Source organism: Aeromonas sp. CU5 (assembly GCF_002586745.1).
In the GTDB taxonomy this organism is placed as follows: Bacteria; Pseudomonadota; Gammaproteobacteria; order Enterobacterales; family Aeromonadaceae; genus Aeromonas; species Aeromonas sobria.
Genome location: NZ_CP023817.1, coordinates 1,491,360 through 1,510,891, shown reverse-complemented (window position 1 = coordinate 1,510,891; position 19,532 = coordinate 1,491,360). Strand labels below are relative to the sequence as shown.

The window sequence follows — 19,532 nt, the reverse complement described above, 5'->3', positions numbered from 1 at the left end:
TTCGGTTAATTTACAGTTTCGTTATTAGGTAGAACCCTCTATTTTTTGTCCCTAGACTGAAATTGAAAAATCAGTAATGCCACAACCGGACTGCACGTTGTCGTTGTCGCCATTACGGTTAACCATCGTTATTCAAGGAGAAGATCATCATGGCTAAAAAACTCAAGGCACTGGCAAGTTCGGTGACCGACAACCAACTCACCTCCACCATCAAGGAGTCCACTCAGCAGATATGGTTGGCTGGCTTGGGCGCCTATGCCAAAGCGCAGGAAGAGGGTGGCAAAATTTTTGAAGCGCTGGTGCAAGAAGGGGAAGCCTTACAGGCCAAAACCCGTCAGAGTGCTGACGAGAAAATTGCCGCAGTGACCGACAAAACCGCCGGGACCTGGGGTCGCCTCGAGCAGGTATTCGAAGAGCGCGTAGCGCGTGCGGTTGCCAGCCTCGGCATCCCGACCCGCAAAGATATCGACAAGCTTTCCAAGCGCATGGCGGAATTGACCGAGGTGGTACAGCAGTTACTGGATGCCGAGGACGATGCGGCCCCTGCCGCGACCGCCGAAGCAAAACCGGCTGCTGCCAAGAAACCTGCCGTCAGAAAGGCACCGGTAAAGAAGGCTCCGGTCGCCCAGGCTAAAGAGGCGGTGGTCGAACAGGCTGCGGATCTGCTCTCTGCCGCCGAGGATGCCGTCAAAGAGGTGAAGGCGAAAGCGGAAAGCGTTCTCCCCTGATCTCTGATCCTGCCAGATGGTGATTGATACCGGCCCATGCCCTTAGCTGGGCCGGTTTTTCCATTTATAGCGAGGTGGCACTATGAGTACGATCGCAATTGCCCTGGCCGGAGGCGGCCCGCTGGGCGGCATCTACGAGATAGGTGCCTGTGCTGCCCTCTCAGACAGCATCAAGGGGTTGCGTCTTGAACATGCAGACATCTACGTGGGAGTCAGTTCGGGGGCCGTGGTGGCATCGGCACTGGCCAATGGCATTTCAGCCGACAAGCTGGTGCGGATCCTGCTCAGTGATGACTCCGGTGAGATATTCGATCCTGCCACCTTACTGCGACCTGCTTTTGGCGAATATGCCGACCGGCTGAGCTCCATCCCGCCGCTGGCCTGGCAGAGCCTTGGCCATTACCTCTCTGCCCCTTGGAAGCATCGGCTGTTCGAGTCGCTGCAGGGGCTCTCCAAGGCGATCCCGACCGGGTTGTTTGACAACCACGGGGTGGATCGGATCCTGACCCAGTTTTTTTCTCGCCCGGGCCGCAGCAATGATTTTCGCCAGCTAGCTGGCCGTTTGTTCGTCGTCGCCACTGAGCTCAATACTGGCCATGCGGTGGCCTTTGGCAGCCCGGGGCTGGATGATGTTCCCATTTCGGCGGCGGTACAGGCGTCTGCGGCGTTGCCCGGATTGTTTCCCCCTTCCCTGATCAATGGTCGCTACTATGTGGACGGGGCGCTGATCAAGACCCTGCACGCCTCGGTCGCACTGCAGGAGGGGGCAGATCTGGTCTTGTGCATCAATCCACTGGTGCCTTTTGATGCCAGCATGATCCCCGGGGAGCCTACCAATCTGGTCGACAGCGGGCTGCCGGTGGTGCTGGCCCAGACCTTTCGCGCCATGATCCACTCCCGCATGCATGTGGGGATGGATCGTTACCGCCATGAATACCCCGATGCCGATGCGCTGCTGTTTGAACCCTCGGGGGCCGATAGCGAGATGTTTTTTACCAATGTGTTCAGTTATCGGGATCGTCGCCGTCTCTGTGAACACGCATTCCAGCGCACACGCAGTGACCTCTGGGAGCGACGCGAGGTACTGGCACCCGTGCTGGCCAAACATGGCCTGGAGCTCAATCTGGCTGCACTGGAAGATAAAGAACGAACCTTGCTGGCCCCCAGCAGCGGTTCGGTCGCCGCGCTGGACAAGTCACTGGAACAGCTGCAACACTGGCTTGCCAAGCGTTATCGCCACGGTGTGCGTCGTTCATTAGTCAAGGAGTAGCATGGATCGCAAGCCCAAACGCCGTACCCGGGAGCGGATCCTGACCACTGCCCTCGCCTGCTTCAATCGACAAGGGGAACCAACCGTTACCACCTCGGCCATTGCCGCCGAGATGGAGATAAGCCAGGGCAATCTCTATTACCACTTTCATAACAAGGAGGAGATCGTCAATGCGCTGTTCGCTGAGTTCGAACAGCAGATGGCTCGCCTGCTGGATGCAGTCAGTACCCCCACCGATGAAGCGGAAGATATCTGGCTCTTCCTGCACCTGATGTTTGAAGCCATCTGGCAGTACCGTTTCTTCTATTACGATATCTCGACTCTGATGAATGGCTACCATCTGGTGGAGCAGCGCTTTTCCGCTCTGCTGCGCCGCAAGGAGCACACGGCTGCGGCCATCTGCCAGCATTTGCAAATGGCCGGGCTGATGGACGGGTCGGCACAACAGATGCGTTCACTGGCGGCCAATGTGGCGCTGGTGGGCACATTCTGGATCTCTTACCAGCGGGCACTGCACCCCAAGGCGGACGCCGATATCGCCCTCGGCGTCTTCCAGGTGATGCAGCTGGTCGCACCCTTTCTGCGGGCTGATGCCCGCGCTCATCTGGGCGCCCTCGCCCACCACTACACCGATAAGGTTTGATTCACATGCTACAGGGAGAACAAGCATGACTACTTCACAACTCGAATTTGTCCCCTTCCCCTACGCGGATGCGGCTTATGACTATGCCGGCCAAAAGCTGGCGGATCACTGGGAGCGCCTCCATCAGGGGGATGCGGAACCCTGGCCTGAGGATGAACAGGTACAGGATGCCTGGCGGGCCTATCACGCCGGGGATTTTGCCCAGGCGGTGGCGCTGGGTGAAGCTGCTGGTGACGAAGGGCTCAACGTGGCAAACAAGGCGCTGGTGATCCATGCCAGTTACCTGCTGGATGACAAGTATGCCAAGCGCGCCGCCTTCGAGCGGGCCGCCAATCACGCCGAGCAGCTGCAAAAGCGCCAGCCCGACAATGCCAACGCCTGGTATTTCCACGCCCTGGCACTCGGTCGCTACAGTCAGGTGATCTCTATCACCAAAGCGCTGTCACAAGGGATTGGCGACAAGATCAAGAGCAGTCTGGAAAAGGCGCTGGCGCTGGAACCGGATCATGCCGAAGCCCATATCGCCTTCGGTGCCTGGCACGCCGAGATAGTCGACAAACTGGGGGCCATGATTGGCGGCATTACTTATGGTGCCAAAAAAGAGGAGTCAGAGCGCCACTTCAAGGTAGCGCTGGCGTTGATCCCCGATTCTGCTATTGCTCGTATGGAGTACGCCAATGCCCAGGTGATGCTGCACGGCAAGAGTCGCCTGAAAGCCGCTGAGGCGCTCTATGCCGAAGCCGCCGAGTGCCAGCCGGTGGATGCGATGGAGCGCCTCGATGTGGCTGCCGCGTGTGATGAGCTTGAGGATGAGTGATCCCTTGCTCTGCCGATAAAGAGTGAGGCCAACCTGCAGGTTGGCCTCTTTCGTTATGGCAGGAAATGAATCTGCGGTGGATCAGCCCAGTAGCGCATCGAGCTCGCGCGGGTCACAGTGCAGTGCTGGCTCCATCAACGCCAGTAACAGCAGCTGTTCAAATTCTACCGCAAAACGTGCCACCACCTGGTCGGGGTCCGGCACCAGCTTCTTGTCGGTGATCAGACCCAGCTGTACGGTATGGTCGTAAGAGAGTATGGAGACCCCCACACCGATATCCCCGGCTTGGGGTACCCAAAACAGCGGTTGGCGCAGCCGCGCGCCGGCCAGATAGAGTGTCTGCTGCGGGCCGGGCACATTGGTGATCACCGAACTGGCTTTGGCCGAGAGCAGCTCGACAGCTTGTTGTTGTAACGCCTTTGGCGCCATCCCCAGCACCTGCAGCAGATTGAGCACTACGATAGGCTGTAGCGAGGTGCGCAGTGCCAACATGCGGTCACGCACGGCATAGAGGCGTTGCAACGGATGTTCAATATCGAGCGGCAGATCCAGGGCCACCAGCCCGAACCGATTGCCAAGGGCGCCATCATCGTCTGGGGCCCGCATATTGACTGGCACCAGCGCCCGGATCTCTACCTTGTCCGCGTCATCCCCCTTCTCCTGCAAGTAGTGGCGAAAAGCACCGGCGGTGGCGGCGATCAACAGATCGTTGACCGAGCAACCCAGCACTTTGCCCACGGCTTTGATGTCTGGCAACGCAATCTGTTCCGACCAGGCAACCCGCTTGGTGCTGGCGGTTTTTCCCCGCAAGCGGCATGGGGAGTCATCGTTGAGGGTGGCAATGTGGCACAGCTCGCTGGCGACATCTCGCCCGATCTTGAGGTAATCCATGGCCTTGGTGGGATGGGTAACCACATCGACATATCTGGACCAGAGGTTGCCGGTCAACTTGAGACCTGCTCGCACTAACCTGCTGCCCCCGTGTGGCATCTCCTCCTCTTCTTGCGCTGACTCATCCTGCTGCGCTGATGGTTGGGGGCGTGGCGAACCTTGCGGGGTGTTATCCATCATGGTCAGAATGGCCCGAACCAGCGAGAAACCGTCGCCCATGGCGTGGTGGATCCGCACCACCAGCGCCTGCCCGCCGAGGGAGGTGTCAGTAAGATGCATGTCCCACAAGGGGCGCTGGTGGTTAAGGGGGGTGGAGGCGAGATCGGCCACCAGCTTTTCCAGTTCAAGCTTGCCCGCTTTGCCCGGCAGGATCACCCGTTTGAGATGTTGGTCGAGATCGAAGTCAGGGTCATGGCGCCAGTAGTACGACCCCCCTTCAAGCATGGCGCGTTGCTGAAAGCGAGGTTGTACCGACATGGTATGGCACAATCCGTCCCGCAGGCGCGGCTCATCCAGTTGGCCTTCGAACATCAAGACGCCAATAATCTGCATCAGATTATTAGGTCTGTCCATGCGTAACCAAGCAGTGTCAACGCAGGAGATAAATTCACTTAGTGGCATGGTTGTTTCCCTACAACATGAATTTAGCGAGGCGGCCAATCACAGATGCCACTCATATCCGGTGAGAGCATTCAGGGAGTGAACATAACAACAGCAACTACCGACTCGAAATATGAAAATAGAATGACCGAAAATAAAATACCCTGTTCATTAACTGCCTATTAAATAGCCACGCAAGGCAAGTGAACGGATATATTATCAGGCTGACTTGCCTGCAAATCCGGCTATTTCAGGTGTACCCCTGATGGTTTCACGCACGATGAGGGCAAGGTAGCCGGTTGCTGACATAATCGAGGATCTCCTGCTCCAGCACGCTACGCACCGGTAGCAGCATCAAGCCGAGATGTACTTCCAGTTTCAGGGTCTCATCGTCCAGGGTGAGGGTGCCATGTACCCCTGAGCCACGAAACCGCAATTCGGTCTCCTCTTCATCTGCCCATTCACAATCGAGCTGGTAGCTTTCGCTCATATCCTGAGCGATGGCTTCTGCGGCAAGGCGTGCAGCGGCAAGACCCAGAGGATGTTGACGGTTGACCTGAATGGTGGAGAGTCCGCTGCTACCAGCGAGTGAGTCATATAGAAACATGGTGAATACTCTGGGCCATAAGATATTTATTGATATTAAACACATGTTCACCACAAGTGAAAGGGGTGTTCCCATAAATGGGACTCACTTAACAGAGTAGACAGGGATGAAGGCCGTCTACGGGGCCAGGCATTTATTCCCTCCCCCTTGCGCGCTACACTTGTGATGGAACGTTCAGTAAAAGCTGCTTGTTTTTCATTCACTTGTATCTTCATACCACCAAATCCCAATCAATGGGCCCAAGGCCAGAGAGCTGTAGATGACGCATCAAGAACATGCCCACGACGACGATAGCACCCTGGGTCGGCTCTATCGCCAACTCACGCGGGTTGCCGCCTTGCGCGAACAGATGCGTGCCCACCCGGAAGATCAGCAGGATCGGGATCGGCTGCGCCAATGGCAGGCCGACAGGTTGGGGCGTACCCATCGCGATCTGCTGGAGAGTGACCGCTACGGCCCCGCCGCCGCCTTTTTCCTGACCGATCTCTATGGCCCAGGGGATTGTGCCCGCCGCGATGCAGATGTGATGCGGGTGATGCCGACCGCCGAGCGGCTGTTGCCGGAGTCCGGCCTCAAGGTGCTGGCGCAGGCGATCGAGCTTGATGCCCTCTCCGAGGAGCTGGACTACCTGATGGTGGTGGCATTGCGCCGCATTGGTGGTATCAATCCGATCAGTGCCGAACACTACGTCATTGCCTATCGTGCCGTGGGCGAGATGGCCCGTCGCGAACAGCAGATCACCCTGGTGAATGAACTTGGCATGACGCTGGACAGGCTGGCGAGAAAACCGCTGCTTGGTGCGACCCTCAAGCTGGTGTCAGGGCCCGCCCATCTGGCGGGGCTTGGCGAGCTCTTCTCCTTTGTCGAGCGGGGTTATCGGGTCTGCCATCAGATGGGGCGTGCCAACGAGTTTCTCGAGACCATCGCCAGTCGTGAGACGGCGATCATGACGGCGCTCTTTAACGGCGACAGCAGTGTGCTGGCGTAGTGTTGCGGTGAGGGATAAACCGCCAGAATAACAAAGCGGGCCGATGGGCCCGCTTTTCGTTTATAACTGCTTGCCGGTAGATATCGGTCAGATTACCAGCAGATCCATAAAGGCGTGTACCGGGGTGGCGGTAAGGCGCGGCCCGTCCTGACAGAGGGCGAGGATGTCGCGGACCCGTTTGGCCGGGAAGCGAGTCGCCAGATTGTGCTGGAATTTTTCCACCAGCAGCGGGATCCCCTCCTCCCGACGGCGACGATGGCCGACCGGGTACTCCACCTCGACCTTGGCAGTATGAGTGCCGTCCTTGAAGAAGATCTGGATGGCGTTGGCAATGGATCGTTTGTCCGCCTCCAGATATTCGCGGCTGTAGCGTTTGTCCTCCTGCACCACCATCTTGTCGCGCAGCCCGTCGATACGGGGATCGGCGGCTACATCGTCCTCGTAATCCTCGGCGATAAGGCGACCGAAGATCAGCGGCACCGCCACCATGTACTGCAGGCAGTGATCCCGATCGGCCGGGTTGTTGAGGGCCCCCACCTTGCTGATGATGCGAATGGCCGACTCATGGGTGGTGAGCTCGATGCGGTCAATCTCGTCCAGTCGTCCCTGCACCTGACCGTGCAGCTTCATGGCGCACTCCACGGCGGTTTGGGCGTGGAACTCGGCGGGATAGGCGATCTTGAACAGCACGTTCTCCATCACATAGCTGCCGTACCCCTGATGCAGAGCAAACTGGTTGCCCTTGAACAGCACGTCGTAGAAACCCCATTTTGGCGCGCTCAGCACGCCGGGATACCCCATCTCGCCGCTCATAGTGATAAGGGCGAGGCGCACCGCGCGGGAGGTGGCATCCCCCGCCGCCCAGCTCTTGCGGGAACCCGCATTGGGGGCATGGCGGTAGGTACGCAGGCTCTGGCCATCGACCCAGGCTTGGGAGACCGCATCGATCACCTGATCGCGGGTTCCCCCCAGCATATGAGTCACCACGGCGGTACTGGCGACTTTGACCAGCACCACGTGATCGAGGCCAACCCGGTTGAAGGAGTTCTCCAGCGCCAGCACACCCTGAATTTCGTGGGCTTTGACCATGGCCACCAGCACTTCGGCCATGGTGAGCGGCGCCTTGCCCTCAGCCACACGAGTACGGGAGAGCCAGTCGGCGGTGGCCAGAATGCCGCCCAGATTGTCGGAGGGGTGGCCCCACTCGGCGGCCAGCCAGGTGTCGTTGTAATCGAGCCAGCGGATGATGGCGCCGATATCCCAGGCCGCCTTGACTGGGTCGAGGCAGAGCTGGGTACCGGGCACCCGGGCACCAAAAGGCACGACGGTGCCCGGTACGATGGGGCCAAGGTGCTTGGTGCACTCTGGGAAGCGCAGAGCCAAGAGGCCACAGCCTAGCGTGTCCATCAGGCAGTAGCGGGCGGTATCGAGGGCCGCCTCGCTGGTCATGGGGTGGTTGCAGACATAATCGGCAATATCGACCAGCACCTGATCGGGCTCGGGTCTGTGGTTGACGTCGACGTTGGCGGACATCGTGATTTCCTTATCGTTGTTGTAGGGAGACAAAATGACGGGGCGCCGGGCCGACATAATCGGCGCTCGGGCGGATGATCCGGTTGTGCTCGCGCTGCTCCATCACGTGGGCACACCAGCCGGTGACCCGCGAGCAGACGAAGATGGGGGTGAACAACTTGGTCGGGATCCCCATGTAGTGATAGGCGCTGGCGTGGAAAAAGTCGGCGTTGGGAAAGAGCTCTTTTTCTTCCCACATCACCTTCTCTGCCTCGCAGGAGACGCGATAGAGGCGATCATCCCCCACCGCTTCGGCGAGCTTGGCCGACCACTCCTTGATGATGACGTTGCGCGGATCTGAAGTGCGGTAGATGGCGTGGCCAAAGCCCATCACTTTATCCTTGGCCGCCAGTCTCGCCAGCAGTTCGCGCCTTGCCTGGGCTTCATCCTGCCAGGGCTCGATCATCGCCATGGCCGCCTCGTTGGCGCCGCCGTGCAGCGGGCCGCGCAGGGTGCCAATGGCGGCGGTGATGCAGGAGAACATGTCGGAAAGGGTCGAGGCGCAGACCCGCGCAGCAAAGGTGGAGGCGTTGAACTCATGCTCGGCGTAGAGGATGAGGGAGACATGCATCACCCGACGCTCCAGCTCGCTTGGCGCCTTCTGGTGCAGCAGCGCGAGGAAATGGCCGCCGATACACTCCTCATCGGTATCGAGGGCGATGCGTACCCCTTCATGGCTGAACTTGTACCAATAGATCAGGATCCCCGGGAAGGCGGCAAGCAGCCGATCCGCCACTTCATGCTCATGTTCGAAGCCATCTTCCGGCTCCAGATCGCCGAGCATGGAGCAGCCGGTGCGCAGCACATCCATAGGATGGGCATTGGCGGGGATACGCTCCAATACCTCCAGCAGCGGCAGGGGCAAGGCGCGCAGGCGACGCAGTTCGCGCTTGTAGGCGTCAAGCTGCTGCTCACCGGGCAACTCCCCCTTGAGCAGCAGATAGGCGACCTCCTCGAACTGGGCGCTATCGGCCAGCTCCTTGATGTCGTAGCCGCGATAGGTGAGACCGGTGCCACTCTTGCCCACGGTACAGATGCTGGTCTCCCCCGCACTCTGCCCACGCAGACCTGCCCCGCCCAACGGTTTTTGCTGTCCCATACGCTGCCTCCTAATCCCTGGATGTGAACAGACGATCCAGTGTCTGCTCGTAGTGGTGATAGCCGAGATAGTCGTAGAGCGACTCCCGGGTCTGCATGGTCTCCACGACGGCCCGTTGATGGCCATCCTGGCGAATATGTTGATAGACGTTGAGGGCGGCCTGATTGGCTGCGCGGTTGGCACTTAAGGGGTAGAGCACCATGTCGACCCCGTGGGCGGCCAGTTGCTCTTTGTCAAACAGCTCGGTTTTGCCAAATTCGGTCATATTGGCGAGGATCGGCACTTTGGCCGCCTGCTTGAACTGGTCGTACTGGGCAAGCTCGGTCACCGCCTCGGCGAAGATCATGTCGGCACCGGCGGCCACATAGGCAGCGGTGCGTTCAAGAGCAGACTCCATCCCTTCCACCGCCAGTGCATCGGTGCGGGCCATGATGACGAAGTGCTGATCCTGACGGGCATCCACCGCAGCCTTGATCCGGTCGCACATTTCTTCAAGCGACACCACCGCCTTGTTGGGGCGGTGGCCGCAGCGCTTCTGAGCCACCTGATCTTCCATATGGACGGCGGCGACCCCGGCCCGTTCGAACGCGCGAATGGTGCGGGCGATATTGAATGCCCCACCCCAGCCGGTATCGATATCAACCAGCAGTGGCACGCGGGTCGCCGCGGTGATCCGCTCGGCATCGATCAGCACGTCGTTGAGGGAGGTCATGCCAAGATCCGGCAAGCCGTAGGAGGCGTTGGCCACCCCGGCACCGGAGAGATAAAGAGCTTGAAAACCGCTGCGCTCGGCCATCAGCGCCATGTAGGCATTGATGGTGCCGACGATCTGCAGGGGACCTTCGTTGGCAAGGGCGGTGCGAAAGCGCAGGCCTGCCGAGGGGGACAAACTGGACATCATGACTCCTTTCACCTGTCTAGTCTGGCTATCTAATATCACGTTTACGTTAACGTCAATCATACTTTCGTCCCATTCAGGGCGCAGGCAAGACAGCGAAACGGTTTTAGGGTAAATTTCACCGATTCATTCAACAGGTTGAATTGCATGATGGAGCCCAGTTCCGTGATTGTCTGTCCGGCGTGCGACTTGCTGATCCAGCGCAAGGCTCTGCCGCTGCGTCGCCATGCCCACTGTCCACGCTGTCACCAGCATCTTTATGGCCGCTATGCCTTTCGCCCCTCCCAGTTGATGGCATTGACCATCACCGGCTTGCTGTTGCTACCCTCCGCTTTTTTTGAACCACTCATCTATTTGCGATTAGGCGGGGTGAACTCCGATGCTGATCTGCTGCGCGGGATCCTGGTGCTGTTTGGCGAGGGAGAATGGTGGGTGGCCGGTCTGGTGCTCTGGTGCGCTGTGCTGGCACCCGTCGGGCTGCTGGCCGGTATCTTTGCACTGGCATCTGGGCTGGCCAAACGCTGGCAGATCCTGGCGCCGACCTTGAAGCTGGTTGAAGTGTTTCGCCACTGGGCCATGCTGGAGGTCTATATCGTCAGCTTGCTGGTCGCCCTGTTCAAACTGATCGATATCGCGGATGTCCAGCTTGGTGGCGGATTGCTGAGTCTGGGTATTTTGATGTTGCTCAATATGACCCTGCTGATCCTGTTTGACCCGGCGCCCTATTGGGCACGGATCCCCCTTAAGGAGGCAGCAGATGACCAGCGCCCGTGAGATGGGGCTGTGCCGCTGCCACGACTGCGGCTTGCTGGTTCGTTATCAAACCGGTGCGCGCTGCCCCCGTTGCAACAACAGGCTTCAGGTGCGCATTCCCCGTTCCCTCGCCTGGTCGTGGGGCTTGCTGGCACTCGCCACCTTTATGTTGCTACCGGCCAACTTGCTGCCCATTACCCACTTTTACAACAAAGGGTTGCTGCAGTCAGATACCATTTTCAGCGGTATCATGATGCTCTATCGCAGCAAAATGAGTGGGATTGCCACCATAGTCCTCACCGCCAGCATACTGGTGCCGGTGGGCAAGATATTGGGGCTGGGCTGGATCTGCTGGCAGTTGCAGCGGGCCAAACCGGTGCGACGCAAGCGCCAGCTTTTGATGTATCGGGTGATCGACTTTATCGGCCGCTGGTCGATGCTGGACTTGTTCGTGATTTCACTGATGGTGGCGCTGGTCGATCGCGGCGTCATGCTGAGTGTCCGGGCTGGCCCCGGTGCCACTGCCTTTGCCGGTGTGGTGGTGCTGACCATGATGTCAGCCCGCATGCTCGATCCCCGTTTACTGTGGGATAAGGCGGCCCGTTGATGAGTTCTCTGTTTCTGTATTATGTGCTGTTTAATCCAGCCAATAAGGAGTCGGTATGATCGGGGCTGAACCCGTCATTGAAAAGCGCCGCTGGTTATCGCCAGTCTGGTTGCTCCCCCTGATAGCCCTGCTGCTGGCGGGGGGCTTTCTCTATCAGCAGGTGTTGAGTCGTGGCCAACTTATTCAGGTCAACTTCGCCCAGGGTAACGGTATTTTACCGGGCAAAACCCAGATCCGTTATCAGGGGGTGGCCATCGGCGTGGTGCAAGAGATGGATCTTGCTGAAGATGGCCGCAAGATTGCGGTGATGGCCAAAATAGACAGCCGGGCTCGGCCACTGATCCGCAAAGGGTCAGCCTTCTGGCTGGTGAGCCCCAAAGCATCGCTGACCGAGATCTCCGGACTCGATACCCTGGTCTCCGGCAACTATATCAACCTGCAACCCGGGCGTGAGAACAATCCGTTAGAGGAGACCTTCGATGCACTGGAGGGGCCTCCCCCCGGCTATCAGGCTCAGGGGCGGATGCTGCACCTTACCGCTGACTCGCTTGGCTCGGTGGGGATCGGCGCCAAGCTCTACTTCCGTGGCATTGAAGTGGGCAGTGTCATCAATACCCGCCTTGGCCAGGACAACCAGAATGTCATTCTGGATCTGGTGATCGAGCCTCGTTTCGAACATCTGATCAAAGCCGATACCCGCTTCTGGAACATCAGCGGCTTCAAGGGCTCCTTCAGTCTGGCCGGGGTGAACGTGGAAGCCGGTAGCCTCACCTCCATCCTGAGCGGCGGCATCGCCTTCGACTCGCCCAAAGCCTCACCAGAGCCAGAGAAGGGTCAAATGTTTACCCTCTACAAAGGGCTGGCGGAAGCGGCGCGTGGTGAGCGCATCGATATCCTGGTTGGTGATCTCCCTATCAAGGAGGGAATGCCCATCCTCTATGAAGGGATCGAGATTGGCCGCATTGACCCCATTGGTCTGACCGACAAGGGGCGCGTGGTGACGGCGCTGATCAACCCGGAGCAAGCTTATCGCATTACCGACAAGGGCCAGCTGGTGTGGGAGAGCGTCTCCCTCTCCCCGACCGGTGTGCAACATGCGGATCGCCTGCTCTCCGGCCCTGCCATTCGCCTCGACTATGTAGCGGGCAAACCGGCGCACAAGATGACGCTGACCGATCGCGCTCCCCAGAGCGGCACCAAGGTGACGCTGCAGGCCGAGGATCTGGCCGGGCTGAATTTGGATGCACCGGTCTGGTACAAGGGATTGGAAGTGGGCCGGATCAGCCAGTTGACGCTGGATGCGCGCGGTAATGCCAGTGTCGAACTGGTGATGACGCCGAACTATGGCCATCTGCTCAACCGGGCCCGTTTTTATCGCGCTGCACCGCTGCAGATCGATGCTGATCTGAGCGGCATCAAAGTGGAAACCAGCCCAGCCAGTGCCTGGCTGGGTGGAGGGATCAAGCTGGTGCAAGCCAGTAGTGGCGAGCGGGTCAATCGGCTCTACCCGAATCAGGAGCTGGCACTGCTTGGGACTCGTGATGCCAAACCCCAGCGCTGGTTGCTGAATGCAGATCAGGCTGATGGCATCGGTATCGGCTCCCCCGTGCTTTATCTGGGATTGGAAGCGGGCAAGGTCAAACAGCTGCGCGCCGCGAAAGAAGGGGTCGAGATTGAGCTGGAAATTGACGGTGTGTACGCCCCCCTCCTCGCTCGGCAGCCGCAATTTTGGAAGAAAGCAGCCATCGACACCCGGGTAGGGGTTGACGGCGTCAAGGTCAAAGTCGGTAATCTGGCCACCTTGCTGCGCGGTGCCATCGAGTTCGACCGGCTGGGTACCGGCCGTAGCAGCCATCAGCTGTTTGACAATAAAGAGCAGGCCAGAGCCAAGGTTCGCCCCCTCTCTCTGGTGGCTGAGAGCAACCCGGGCCTCGGAGTTGGCAGCCCGATCCGTTATCGGGGGGTCGATATCGGCAAGATTGAGCAGATTGAGCTGGAGCCGTCATTGGGTCAAGTGATCTTCAAGGCAGAGCTTGATGGCCACTACGCCGAACGTTTTCTGCAATCCGGCGCCCGCTTTACGCTGGTGCAAGCCAAGCTGGGGCTGGGCGGTGTTGCTCACCTCGATACCCTGATCAAGGGGGCTTTTGTCGAAGCCCAACCTGGTAAGGGGGCAGGCAAAGATCGCTTCCCCTTGAGTCAGAGTGGTCCGGTCGGGTTGGCCTTGACCCTCAAGAGCCCTTCGGTCAACGGTCTTAGCGTTGGTAGCCCGCTGCTGTTTCGCAAACTGGTGGTGGGCAGTGTCACCAAAGTGGCGTTGGCAAGGGATGGCAGCGAGGTGCTGATTGAGGTGAGCGTGGAGCAGGAGTATGCCCATCTGGTGCGTGCCAACTCACGGTTCTGGAACGTCTCCGGAGTGAAGGCAGATATTGGCCTGACCGGCGGCACCATCGAAGTGGAGACGGTGCAGAGCCTGCTGGCGGGCGGCATCGCCTTCAATACCCCGGAGAACGAGATGGGGCCGACCGCCAAGACAGGCCACAGCTATCCACTCTACGGCAAAGCCGAGAAAGCGTGGCTGGAGTGGAGCCCGCGCATCCTGCCCTGATCTTCTTCCTCAATCACCGTTGATTGCTACAAACGCCCGGCCCGCATGCCGGGCGTTTTATTTCATCTGGTCTATTTAACCAGGGTCACCATTAAGAGAATGGCTTGGCGTGTGGTAGGATATCGACCCTCTTTTTCGGTCAACGAGACGGCGCCGTGCACGACAACACCTACCTTCCCGATCACTTTTTACACCACATTGCGGCCATCATGCCGGCTCATCTGTCTATGGATGATTTTGTGGCCAGTTGTCGGCGACCGCTGCGGCGCAGCATTCGGGTCAATACCCTCAAGATCACTGTGTGTGACTTTTTGGCACAAATGCAGCCACAGGGTTGGCAGTTTGATCCCGTGCCCTGGTGTGATACCGGCTTCTGGTTGACCCGCAGCGATGAAACGGTTCCCCTCGGCAACACCGCCGAGCATTTGAGCGGGCTGTTCTACATTCAGGAAGCGAGCTCCATGTTACCGGTGACCGCGCTATTTGCCAGCGACAAGATCAAAGCGGACGGCATGTTGCTGGATGCCGCGGCTGCCCCCGGCTCCAAGACCACCCAGATCGCTGCGCTGATGAACAATCAGGGAATGCTGGTTGCCAACGAGTTTTCCAGCAGCAGATTGAAAGTGCTCAGTGCCAATATCCAGCGCTGCGGTGTGACCAATGTGGGCATGACTCACTTTGATGCCAAGGTGTTTGGCCAGTGGCTGCCGGAAACCTTCGACGCCATCCTGCTCGATGCCCCCTGCTCCGGCGAGGGGACGGTACGTAAAGATGACGATGCCCTGCGCAACTGGAGCATCGAGAGCATCGACGAGATTGCTGCGGTGCAACAAGGGTTGCTGGAGAGCGCCTTTCATGCCTTGAAACCGGGCGGCGTGCTGGTCTATTCCACCTGCACCTTGAGTGAGCAGGAGAATCAGGCGGTCTGCCAATCCCTGCTGGACAAGTTCGGCGATGCCCTGATATTTGACTCACTGGCGGATCTGTTCCCCCATGCGGAGCAGGCCTGTACAGCGGAAGGATACCTGCACGTTTGGCCCCAGATCTTCGACAGTGAGGGCTTTTTCGTCGCCAGATTACGCAAGCAGCACTCGGTGCCCAATACCATGTTCAAACCGGGAAAGCTGGGAAAATTCCCCTTCTCACTGCTACCGGCCAAAGAGGCTGACCCCATGTTGCAAGAGATTGCGGCCACTTTTGGAGTGGTGCCGCAGGGGCAATTGTTTGGTCGCAATGACGAGATCTGGCTCTTTCCCCATCTGTTTGAACAGGTACAGGGCAAGCTGCGTTTCGATCGCATCGGTATCAAGCTGGCTGAGACCTTCAAGAAGGGTTATCGACTCACCCATCAATGGGCACTGGCTTATGGTGATAAAGCCAGTCAAGGGTTTGTCGAGCTCGACAGTGCCAATGCCCGTGAATTTATGATGGGACGAGATGTCTGGCCTGAGCAGGCAGCTGGCGCTGGTGAGGTGATCGTCCGTTATCAGGGACATACCCTGGGCATGGGGAAATGGGTGGGTAGCCGGGTCAAGAATGCCCTCCCCCGGGAGCTGGTGCGAGACAACAATCTGTTCAATGCATAGTTGGCTATTTGGTGCGTAAGCAGCTGAACGAGTCTGGAATAGCCACACTCAGGTTGAACTTCTCTTCGGAATGGCGTTGTTTCCCAAATCAGCCAGCAAGTCATGACTTCCCCAGCCCCGGGTGACCGCTACACTCGGGGCTTTCTGACAGGTAAGCCAAGGGTGTTCAGTTTGTTTATCGCGCTCACATACGCCATCACTTCTCCCACTTGACCATTGTATTTTCGCAGGGTGATTTGGCCTGCCATTAACTGTTTGAACCGGAACATCGCTGTCTCTGCCAGCGAACGACGGTGATACCCCGATATCTTCTTCCAGTGCGCCAGCCCTTCCTTGCGCATCACCTGCACCGCCTCATTTCTCGGATGGCCCTTTTTCCATAGCCCTGCGTTCTTGCGAGGCGGGATACACGCCGTCGCCCCTTTACGCGCAATCAACCGATGGCTGGCTTTGCTGTCATAGGCGCCATCCGCGTAAACACGCCCCAGCTTGCGACGCAGAGGATTGAGCAAGGTCGGCAACACCTCCGCGTCATGCACATTCTTCAGCGACACTTCTGCCGCCACGATATCGTGAGTCACCGGATCTACCGCCAGATGCAACTTGCGCCAGACTCGACGTTTCTCAGCGCCGTGTTTTCTGACTTTCCACTCGCCTTCACCAAACACTTTCAGACCCGTCGAGTCGATAACCAGGTCGGTAATGCGCCCCTTGGGGGGCTGCCGATAGGCCACCTTCACTGTGCGTGCGCGCTTGCTGACACAGCTGTAGTCCGGGGCACACAGCGGCACATTCATCAGCTCGAACAGGGAGTCGAGTAGCCCCTGAGTGGCTCGCAGCGTGAGGCTGAAAATCCCTTTGAGCATCAGAACGGTACAGATGCTCTGGTCGGTGTAGAGCTGGCTGCGTCCCCGTTTTCCGTGATGGTCTTGGTGAAACCAGTTATCCATGGCCTCGGCATCAACCCAGAAAGTGAGAGAGCCACGGTTGATCAAAGACCTGTTGTATTGAGGCCAATTGGTGATGGGGTGAAGCACTTTACCCATGATGCAGACTTGAGGGGGATGGTGGTGATCAGAGCACTGGGTTTTCAATTAGTTCCATTCAAGCTGCATCGATTTAGGAAACAACGCCCTTCGGATCTTGAAAAGCCTTGAGCCTTGTCTAAGCTTAAGGCAATCCGAACACCAGTTAGCGCACGGCTCTGCAAGGAGCCAATTCCCCTATGCCAGGTACAAGGAATTCGTACCTGGCTCTTTTTATCTCTTATCGTCCCGCCAACTCTTCATCACTAGGCTTCTACAACAGTCTCTTCCACCAGACTGGCGACTGTGTTTTCAAGCGGTGATCCCCTACCCAACTCATGTTGATAGAGCAGATCGATCGCTTGTTCTATCAGTGATGCCTGACTGTCTTCGAGGTGAATACCCAGATCAGCCAATCGCTCGGCGTGGCGATTGCTGATCCAGCATTGCAGTCGGGTATGGGTCTCCTGTTTACGTTTTACATGCTGACGCTGTCGCTCGGCGTTATTTTGTGGCACTGCCTCTTCGGCGTCACTCACTGCTATTTCATGGCTCATATGTATGACCTTGCAATGCTCCATTATCAGATTTGTTATCTCTTACTTAATGCGTTTATCCATTGGCAGAGTGCCCTTCCCTCTTGAACGCTAGGCAGCGTGGCAAATATATCATCAGATCAACGAGATATCATTTAACATAAAAAATGCGGTGACGCAGTTGTGTCAAAGCAAGCCATCGAGCGCGTGATCGGAGAATTTATGGGCATCATCGAAGTACTCCTGCAGAGTCCGCATATCCTTGTGGCGAGTGACTTCGATAATCTTGTTCATCGGTTTGCCAGCTGTGACTGCCGAGGTGATAAATCCGCGCCGCAAGCTGTGGCCGCTGACGTAGAGATCATCGATGGCCTGACCGGTTCGCCGTTTGATCATCAGGTTTATCCCTTGTGGCCCCAGGGGATCTGGCATGAGTTGCCCCCAGCGGTTCATCCGCCGAAACAGTGGCCCCTCGCTGATCCGGCTTTTGCGCAGCCAGTGCTGCAGTGCCGACACCGGGCAATGATGCTTGCCCGGGATCAGCGCAATTTCGGTTTCATGGAGTTGATGCTTGCTCGGTTTGAGGCGAAGGCGGATCCCCTGCCCCACAAAATCGAGATCGCTCACTTCAATTCTGGCCGCTTCCGAGCGGCGCAAGGCGCCACTGAACATCAAGAGCAGCAGGGTGTGATCGCGAAGGCCGGCCAGATCATTGGTGTCGATACCATCCAATACCCGAGTTAATGGTTGCAGCGTTAATGCACCTGTCTTGCGCTTACGGTTATCTCCCAGTCGTACTATACCGCGCATCATCTCCTTGATTTCGGGATGCTCGGTCGGCATTGGGTTAATGCCTTTTTGTTTGAAGGCGTAGCGGATCCCCGCCAGCCGTCTCACCAGGGTTGCCGGTTTTCGAGGTTCGCCATTACGCAGATCCCCCTTCCCCTCCTCTTTATCCAGCCATACCCAGTCGGCCAATACCCCATCTGCCTGATCTGCCAGAAAGTTCATAATGTCATGATGGGTGGTTTGCAGCGGATCCAGCCCGTGCAATTGGCACCAAAAGACAAAAATACGGGTATCGGCCTGATAAGCATTGAGGGTTGAATCGGCTTTTGAACTGCGTAAAAAGCGACGAGCCCGACTATTTAGCTGGGCATCGAAGACGGTTTGCAGTGACTGATGAGCCAGATTGGACAAGCTTGGATATATCACGGAACACTATGATTCATATGAAGTTTGAGAGGATCTTACAGGATCCTTCCCACACATCAAGTATCGATAATGAATATTATCGATACTTGATGTGGCTTGATTTAATACCTTTAACCACCATAGAACCCTATTGAACATGGCAATGTTAATAGCAGCTGTTTAGCATGCATTTAGAATAAGTAGACACAACAGTAAGTAAGAGATAACGAGGCGTTGTGTTGATATTGACGGGGGTAATCAGCTTGATATTTGAAATGTAAGAAGCCCCGAACAACGGGGCCTTTGGATTATTTTTTCGCCAGCTTGAACAGTTCAAAGAAATTATGGCTGGTCGCTTCTGCCAATTCACTGAGCGGCATCTGGCGCAGGTCGGCAATAAATTGAGCAACATCTCGCACAAAGGCAGGTTCATTCTCCCTCCCCCGATGGGGAACCGGTGCAAGATAGGGCGAGTCGGTCTCGACCAGCAATCGGTCGAGGGGCAGAGCCTTGACCACTTCTTGCAGTACAGACGCATTTTTGAAGGTGGCAATCCCCGAGATGGAGATATAGAACCCCATCGCCATCGCCGCTTGCGCCATCTCGAGAGATTCGGTGAAGCAGTGCAGCACACCGCCAACCTGATCCGCTCCCTCTTCGCGCATGATCTGCAAAGTATCTTGTTGGGCATCGCGGGTATGGATGATCAGCGGCTTGTTCAGCGCGCGGGCAACCCGGATATGTTCGCGGAAAGAGGCTTGCTGCACCTCTTTGTTCTCCGGCGAGTAGAAGTAGTCGAGCCCGGTCTCGCCAATGGCGATCACTCTTTCATCTGCAGCTTGGGTCAACAACAAGGCAGCATCCACACCGGGTTCCTGATTGAGCGGATGTACACCGCAAGAGGCAAACACCTGAGAATATGGGGCGATCGCCTCGAGCATGGTCGGGAACTGCGCCTGAGTCACACTGACACAGAGAAAATATCCCACATCCAGTTTCGCGGCCTTGGCCAGTACATCGGCCATGCTGGTCTGCTTGCTGCCATAGCTGAGGCGATCGAGATGACAGTGGGAATCAACGAGTAACATATAAAACCTTTATTCTTGTCGG

At 57.6% G+C, this 19,532-nt stretch carries 18 protein-coding genes; 9 read left to right on the top strand and 9 right to left on the bottom strand.

What is annotated here, in order from left to right; translation table 11 throughout:
• Nucleotides 1-149 precede the first annotated feature (149 nt).
• The 4 genes from CK911_RS06715 (at nucleotide 150) to CK911_RS06700 (ending at nucleotide 3,458) form a co-directional block, all read left to right on the top strand.
• Nucleotides 150-728: a phasin family protein gene (locus CK911_RS06715; protein ID WP_098969414.1), complete on the top strand. Its 579-nt coding sequence runs from the start codon at nucleotides 150-152 to the stop codon at nucleotides 726-728.
• Between the two features lie 82 nt (nucleotides 729-810).
• A complete protein-coding gene (locus CK911_RS06710; RefSeq protein ID WP_098969413.1) occupies nucleotides 811-1,998 on the top strand; it encodes a patatin-like phospholipase family protein in 1,188 nt (395 codons plus the stop codon).
• 1 nt (nucleotide 1,999) lies between these two features.
• Nucleotides 2,000-2,641 carry a TetR/AcrR family transcriptional regulator gene (locus tag CK911_RS06705; RefSeq protein ID WP_098969412.1) on the top strand — a complete coding sequence of 214 codons (642 nt, stop codon included), beginning with the start codon at nucleotides 2,000-2,002 and terminating at the stop codon, nucleotides 2,639-2,641.
• Nucleotides 2,642-2,666: 25 nt separating this feature from the next.
• Entirely contained in the window at nucleotides 2,667-3,458 is a 792-nt protein-coding gene (locus tag CK911_RS06700; protein WP_068978596.1) for a hypothetical protein, read from the top strand.
• An 81-nt stretch (nucleotides 3,459-3,539) separates the two neighbouring features.
• Here the strand turns inward: CK911_RS06700 and CK911_RS06695 are convergent, their stop codons facing one another.
• Together CK911_RS06695 and CK911_RS06690 are read right to left on the bottom strand one after the other, a co-directional pair.
• A complete protein-coding gene (locus tag CK911_RS06695) occupies nucleotides 3,540-4,970 on the bottom strand; it encodes a wax ester/triacylglycerol synthase family O-acyltransferase (protein ID WP_098969411.1) in 1,431 nt (476 codons plus the stop codon).
• 250 nt (nucleotides 4,971-5,220) lie between these two features.
• Nucleotides 5,221-5,556 (bottom strand): polyhydroxyalkanoic acid system family protein, encoded by a 336-nt coding sequence (locus CK911_RS06690; RefSeq protein WP_162511951.1) that lies wholly within the window; start codon nucleotides 5,554-5,556, stop codon nucleotides 5,221-5,223.
• Nucleotides 5,557-5,815: 259 nt separating this feature from the next.
• On the opposite strand from CK911_RS06690, the gene CK911_RS06685 reads away from it, so the two are divergent.
• The gene (locus CK911_RS06685; protein WP_068978594.1) at nucleotides 5,816-6,544 is read left to right on the top strand and encodes a hypothetical protein; all 729 of its coding nucleotides are present in this window, start codon (nucleotides 5,816-5,818) and stop codon (nucleotides 6,542-6,544) included.
• Nucleotides 6,545-6,631: 87 nt separating this feature from the next.
• Here CK911_RS06685 and CK911_RS06680 read toward each other — a convergent pair whose 3' ends face one another.
• From CK911_RS06680 to prpB, 3 genes are read right to left on the bottom strand one after another with little or no spacing between them, the layout of a single operon-like run.
• Nucleotides 6,632-8,077 carry a bifunctional 2-methylcitrate dehydratase/aconitate hydratase gene (locus CK911_RS06680; RefSeq protein WP_098969410.1) on the bottom strand — a complete coding sequence of 482 codons (1,446 nt, stop codon included), beginning with the start codon at nucleotides 8,075-8,077 and terminating at the stop codon, nucleotides 6,632-6,634.
• 10 nt (nucleotides 8,078-8,087) lie between these two features.
• A complete protein-coding gene (gene prpC, locus CK911_RS06675; protein ID WP_098969409.1) occupies nucleotides 8,088-9,215 on the bottom strand; it encodes a 2-methylcitrate synthase in 1,128 nt (375 codons plus the stop codon).
• Nucleotides 9,216-9,225: 10 nt separating this feature from the next.
• Nucleotides 9,226-10,113 carry a methylisocitrate lyase gene (gene prpB, locus CK911_RS06670; RefSeq protein ID WP_098969408.1) on the bottom strand — a complete coding sequence of 296 codons (888 nt, stop codon included), beginning with the start codon at nucleotides 10,111-10,113 and terminating at the stop codon, nucleotides 9,226-9,228.
• Nucleotides 10,114-10,260: 147 nt separating this feature from the next.
• Here prpB and CK911_RS06665 point away from each other — a divergent pair, with 147 nt between their 5' ends.
• From CK911_RS06665 to rsmF, 4 genes are all read left to right on the top strand, one after another.
• Nucleotides 10,261-10,887 carry a paraquat-inducible protein A gene (locus CK911_RS06665; protein WP_042021933.1) on the top strand — a complete coding sequence of 209 codons (627 nt, stop codon included), beginning with the start codon at nucleotides 10,261-10,263 and terminating at the stop codon, nucleotides 10,885-10,887.
• Nucleotides 10,871-11,473 (top strand): paraquat-inducible protein A, encoded by a 603-nt coding sequence (locus tag CK911_RS06660; RefSeq protein WP_098969407.1) that lies wholly within the window; start codon nucleotides 10,871-10,873, stop codon nucleotides 11,471-11,473. The genes CK911_RS06665 and CK911_RS06660 overlap by 17 nt, the downstream gene beginning before the upstream one ends.
• A 55-nt stretch (nucleotides 11,474-11,528) precedes the next feature.
• The gene (locus CK911_RS06655; protein ID WP_098969406.1) at nucleotides 11,529-14,081 is read left to right on the top strand and encodes an MlaD family protein; all 2,553 of its coding nucleotides are present in this window, start codon (nucleotides 11,529-11,531) and stop codon (nucleotides 14,079-14,081) included.
• Nucleotides 14,082-14,236: 155 nt separating this feature from the next.
• Nucleotides 14,237-15,667 carry a 16S rRNA (cytosine(1407)-C(5))-methyltransferase RsmF gene (rsmF, locus tag CK911_RS06650; protein WP_098969405.1) on the top strand — a complete coding sequence of 477 codons (1,431 nt, stop codon included), beginning with the start codon at nucleotides 14,237-14,239 and terminating at the stop codon, nucleotides 15,665-15,667.
• A 128-nt stretch (nucleotides 15,668-15,795) separates the two neighbouring features.
• Here rsmF and CK911_RS06645 read toward each other — a convergent pair whose 3' ends face one another.
• From CK911_RS06645 to CK911_RS06630, 4 genes are all read right to left on the bottom strand, one after another.
• Complete coding sequence (locus CK911_RS06645; RefSeq protein WP_098972507.1) at nucleotides 15,796-16,713, bottom strand: IS5-like element ISAs4 family transposase; 918 nt, start codon at nucleotides 16,711-16,713, stop codon at nucleotides 15,796-15,798.
• A gap of 245 nt (nucleotides 16,714-16,958) precedes the next feature.
• A complete protein-coding gene (locus CK911_RS06640) occupies nucleotides 16,959-17,249 on the bottom strand; it encodes a RepB family protein (protein WP_098972505.1) in 291 nt (96 codons plus the stop codon).
• A 165-nt stretch (nucleotides 17,250-17,414) separates the two neighbouring features.
• Nucleotides 17,415-18,404 (bottom strand): site-specific integrase, encoded by a 990-nt coding sequence (locus CK911_RS06635; protein ID WP_172954091.1) that lies wholly within the window; start codon nucleotides 18,402-18,404, stop codon nucleotides 17,415-17,417.
• A 326-nt stretch (nucleotides 18,405-18,730) separates the two neighbouring features.
• Entirely contained in the window at nucleotides 18,731-19,510 is a 780-nt protein-coding gene (locus tag CK911_RS06630) for a TatD family hydrolase (RefSeq protein WP_098969403.1), read from the bottom strand.
• Nucleotides 19,511-19,532 lie beyond the last annotated feature (22 nt).

Excerpts from the sequence above, each read along its gene's own strand:
- CK911_RS06645 (WP_098972507.1), bottom strand. The coding sequence starts at position 16,713 with ATGGGTAAAGTGCTTCACCCCATCACCAATTGGCCTCAATACAACAGG.
- CK911_RS06655 (WP_098969406.1), top strand. The coding sequence starts at position 11,529 with ATGATCGGGGCTGAACCCGTCATTGAAAAGCGCCGCTGGTTATCGCCA.
- CK911_RS06665 (WP_042021933.1), top strand. The coding sequence starts at position 10,261 with ATGATGGAGCCCAGTTCCGTGATTGTCTGTCCGGCGTGCGACTTGCTG.
- CK911_RS06685 (WP_068978594.1), top strand. The coding sequence starts at position 5,816 with ATGACGCATCAAGAACATGCCCACGACGACGATAGCACCCTGGGTCGG.
- CK911_RS06710 (WP_098969413.1), top strand. The coding sequence starts at position 811 with ATGAGTACGATCGCAATTGCCCTGGCCGGAGGCGGCCCGCTGGGCGGC.
- CK911_RS06660 (WP_098969407.1), top strand. The coding sequence starts at position 10,871 with ATGACCAGCGCCCGTGAGATGGGGCTGTGCCGCTGCCACGACTGCGGC.
- CK911_RS06715 (WP_098969414.1), top strand. The coding sequence starts at position 150 with ATGGCTAAAAAACTCAAGGCACTGGCAAGTTCGGTGACCGACAACCAA.
- CK911_RS06630 (WP_098969403.1), bottom strand. The coding sequence starts at position 19,510 with ATGTTACTCGTTGATTCCCACTGTCATCTCGATCGCCTCAGCTATGGC.
- prpC (WP_098969409.1), bottom strand. The coding sequence starts at position 9,215 with ATGGGACAGCAAAAACCGTTGGGCGGGGCAGGTCTGCGTGGGCAGAGT.
- CK911_RS06695 (WP_098969411.1), bottom strand. The coding sequence starts at position 4,970 with ATGCCACTAAGTGAATTTATCTCCTGCGTTGACACTGCTTGGTTACGC.
- CK911_RS06640 (WP_098972505.1), bottom strand. The coding sequence starts at position 17,249 with ATGAGCCATGAAATAGCAGTGAGTGACGCCGAAGAGGCAGTGCCACAA.
- prpB (WP_098969408.1), bottom strand. The coding sequence starts at position 10,113 with ATGTCCAGTTTGTCCCCCTCGGCAGGCCTGCGCTTTCGCACCGCCCTT.
- CK911_RS06680 (WP_098969410.1), bottom strand. The coding sequence starts at position 8,077 with ATGTCCGCCAACGTCGACGTCAACCACAGACCCGAGCCCGATCAGGTG.
- CK911_RS06705 (WP_098969412.1), top strand. The coding sequence starts at position 2,000 with ATGGATCGCAAGCCCAAACGCCGTACCCGGGAGCGGATCCTGACCACT.
- CK911_RS06700 (WP_068978596.1), top strand. The coding sequence starts at position 2,667 with ATGACTACTTCACAACTCGAATTTGTCCCCTTCCCCTACGCGGATGCG.
- CK911_RS06690 (WP_162511951.1), bottom strand. The coding sequence starts at position 5,556 with ATGTTTCTATATGACTCACTCGCTGGTAGCAGCGGACTCTCCACCATT.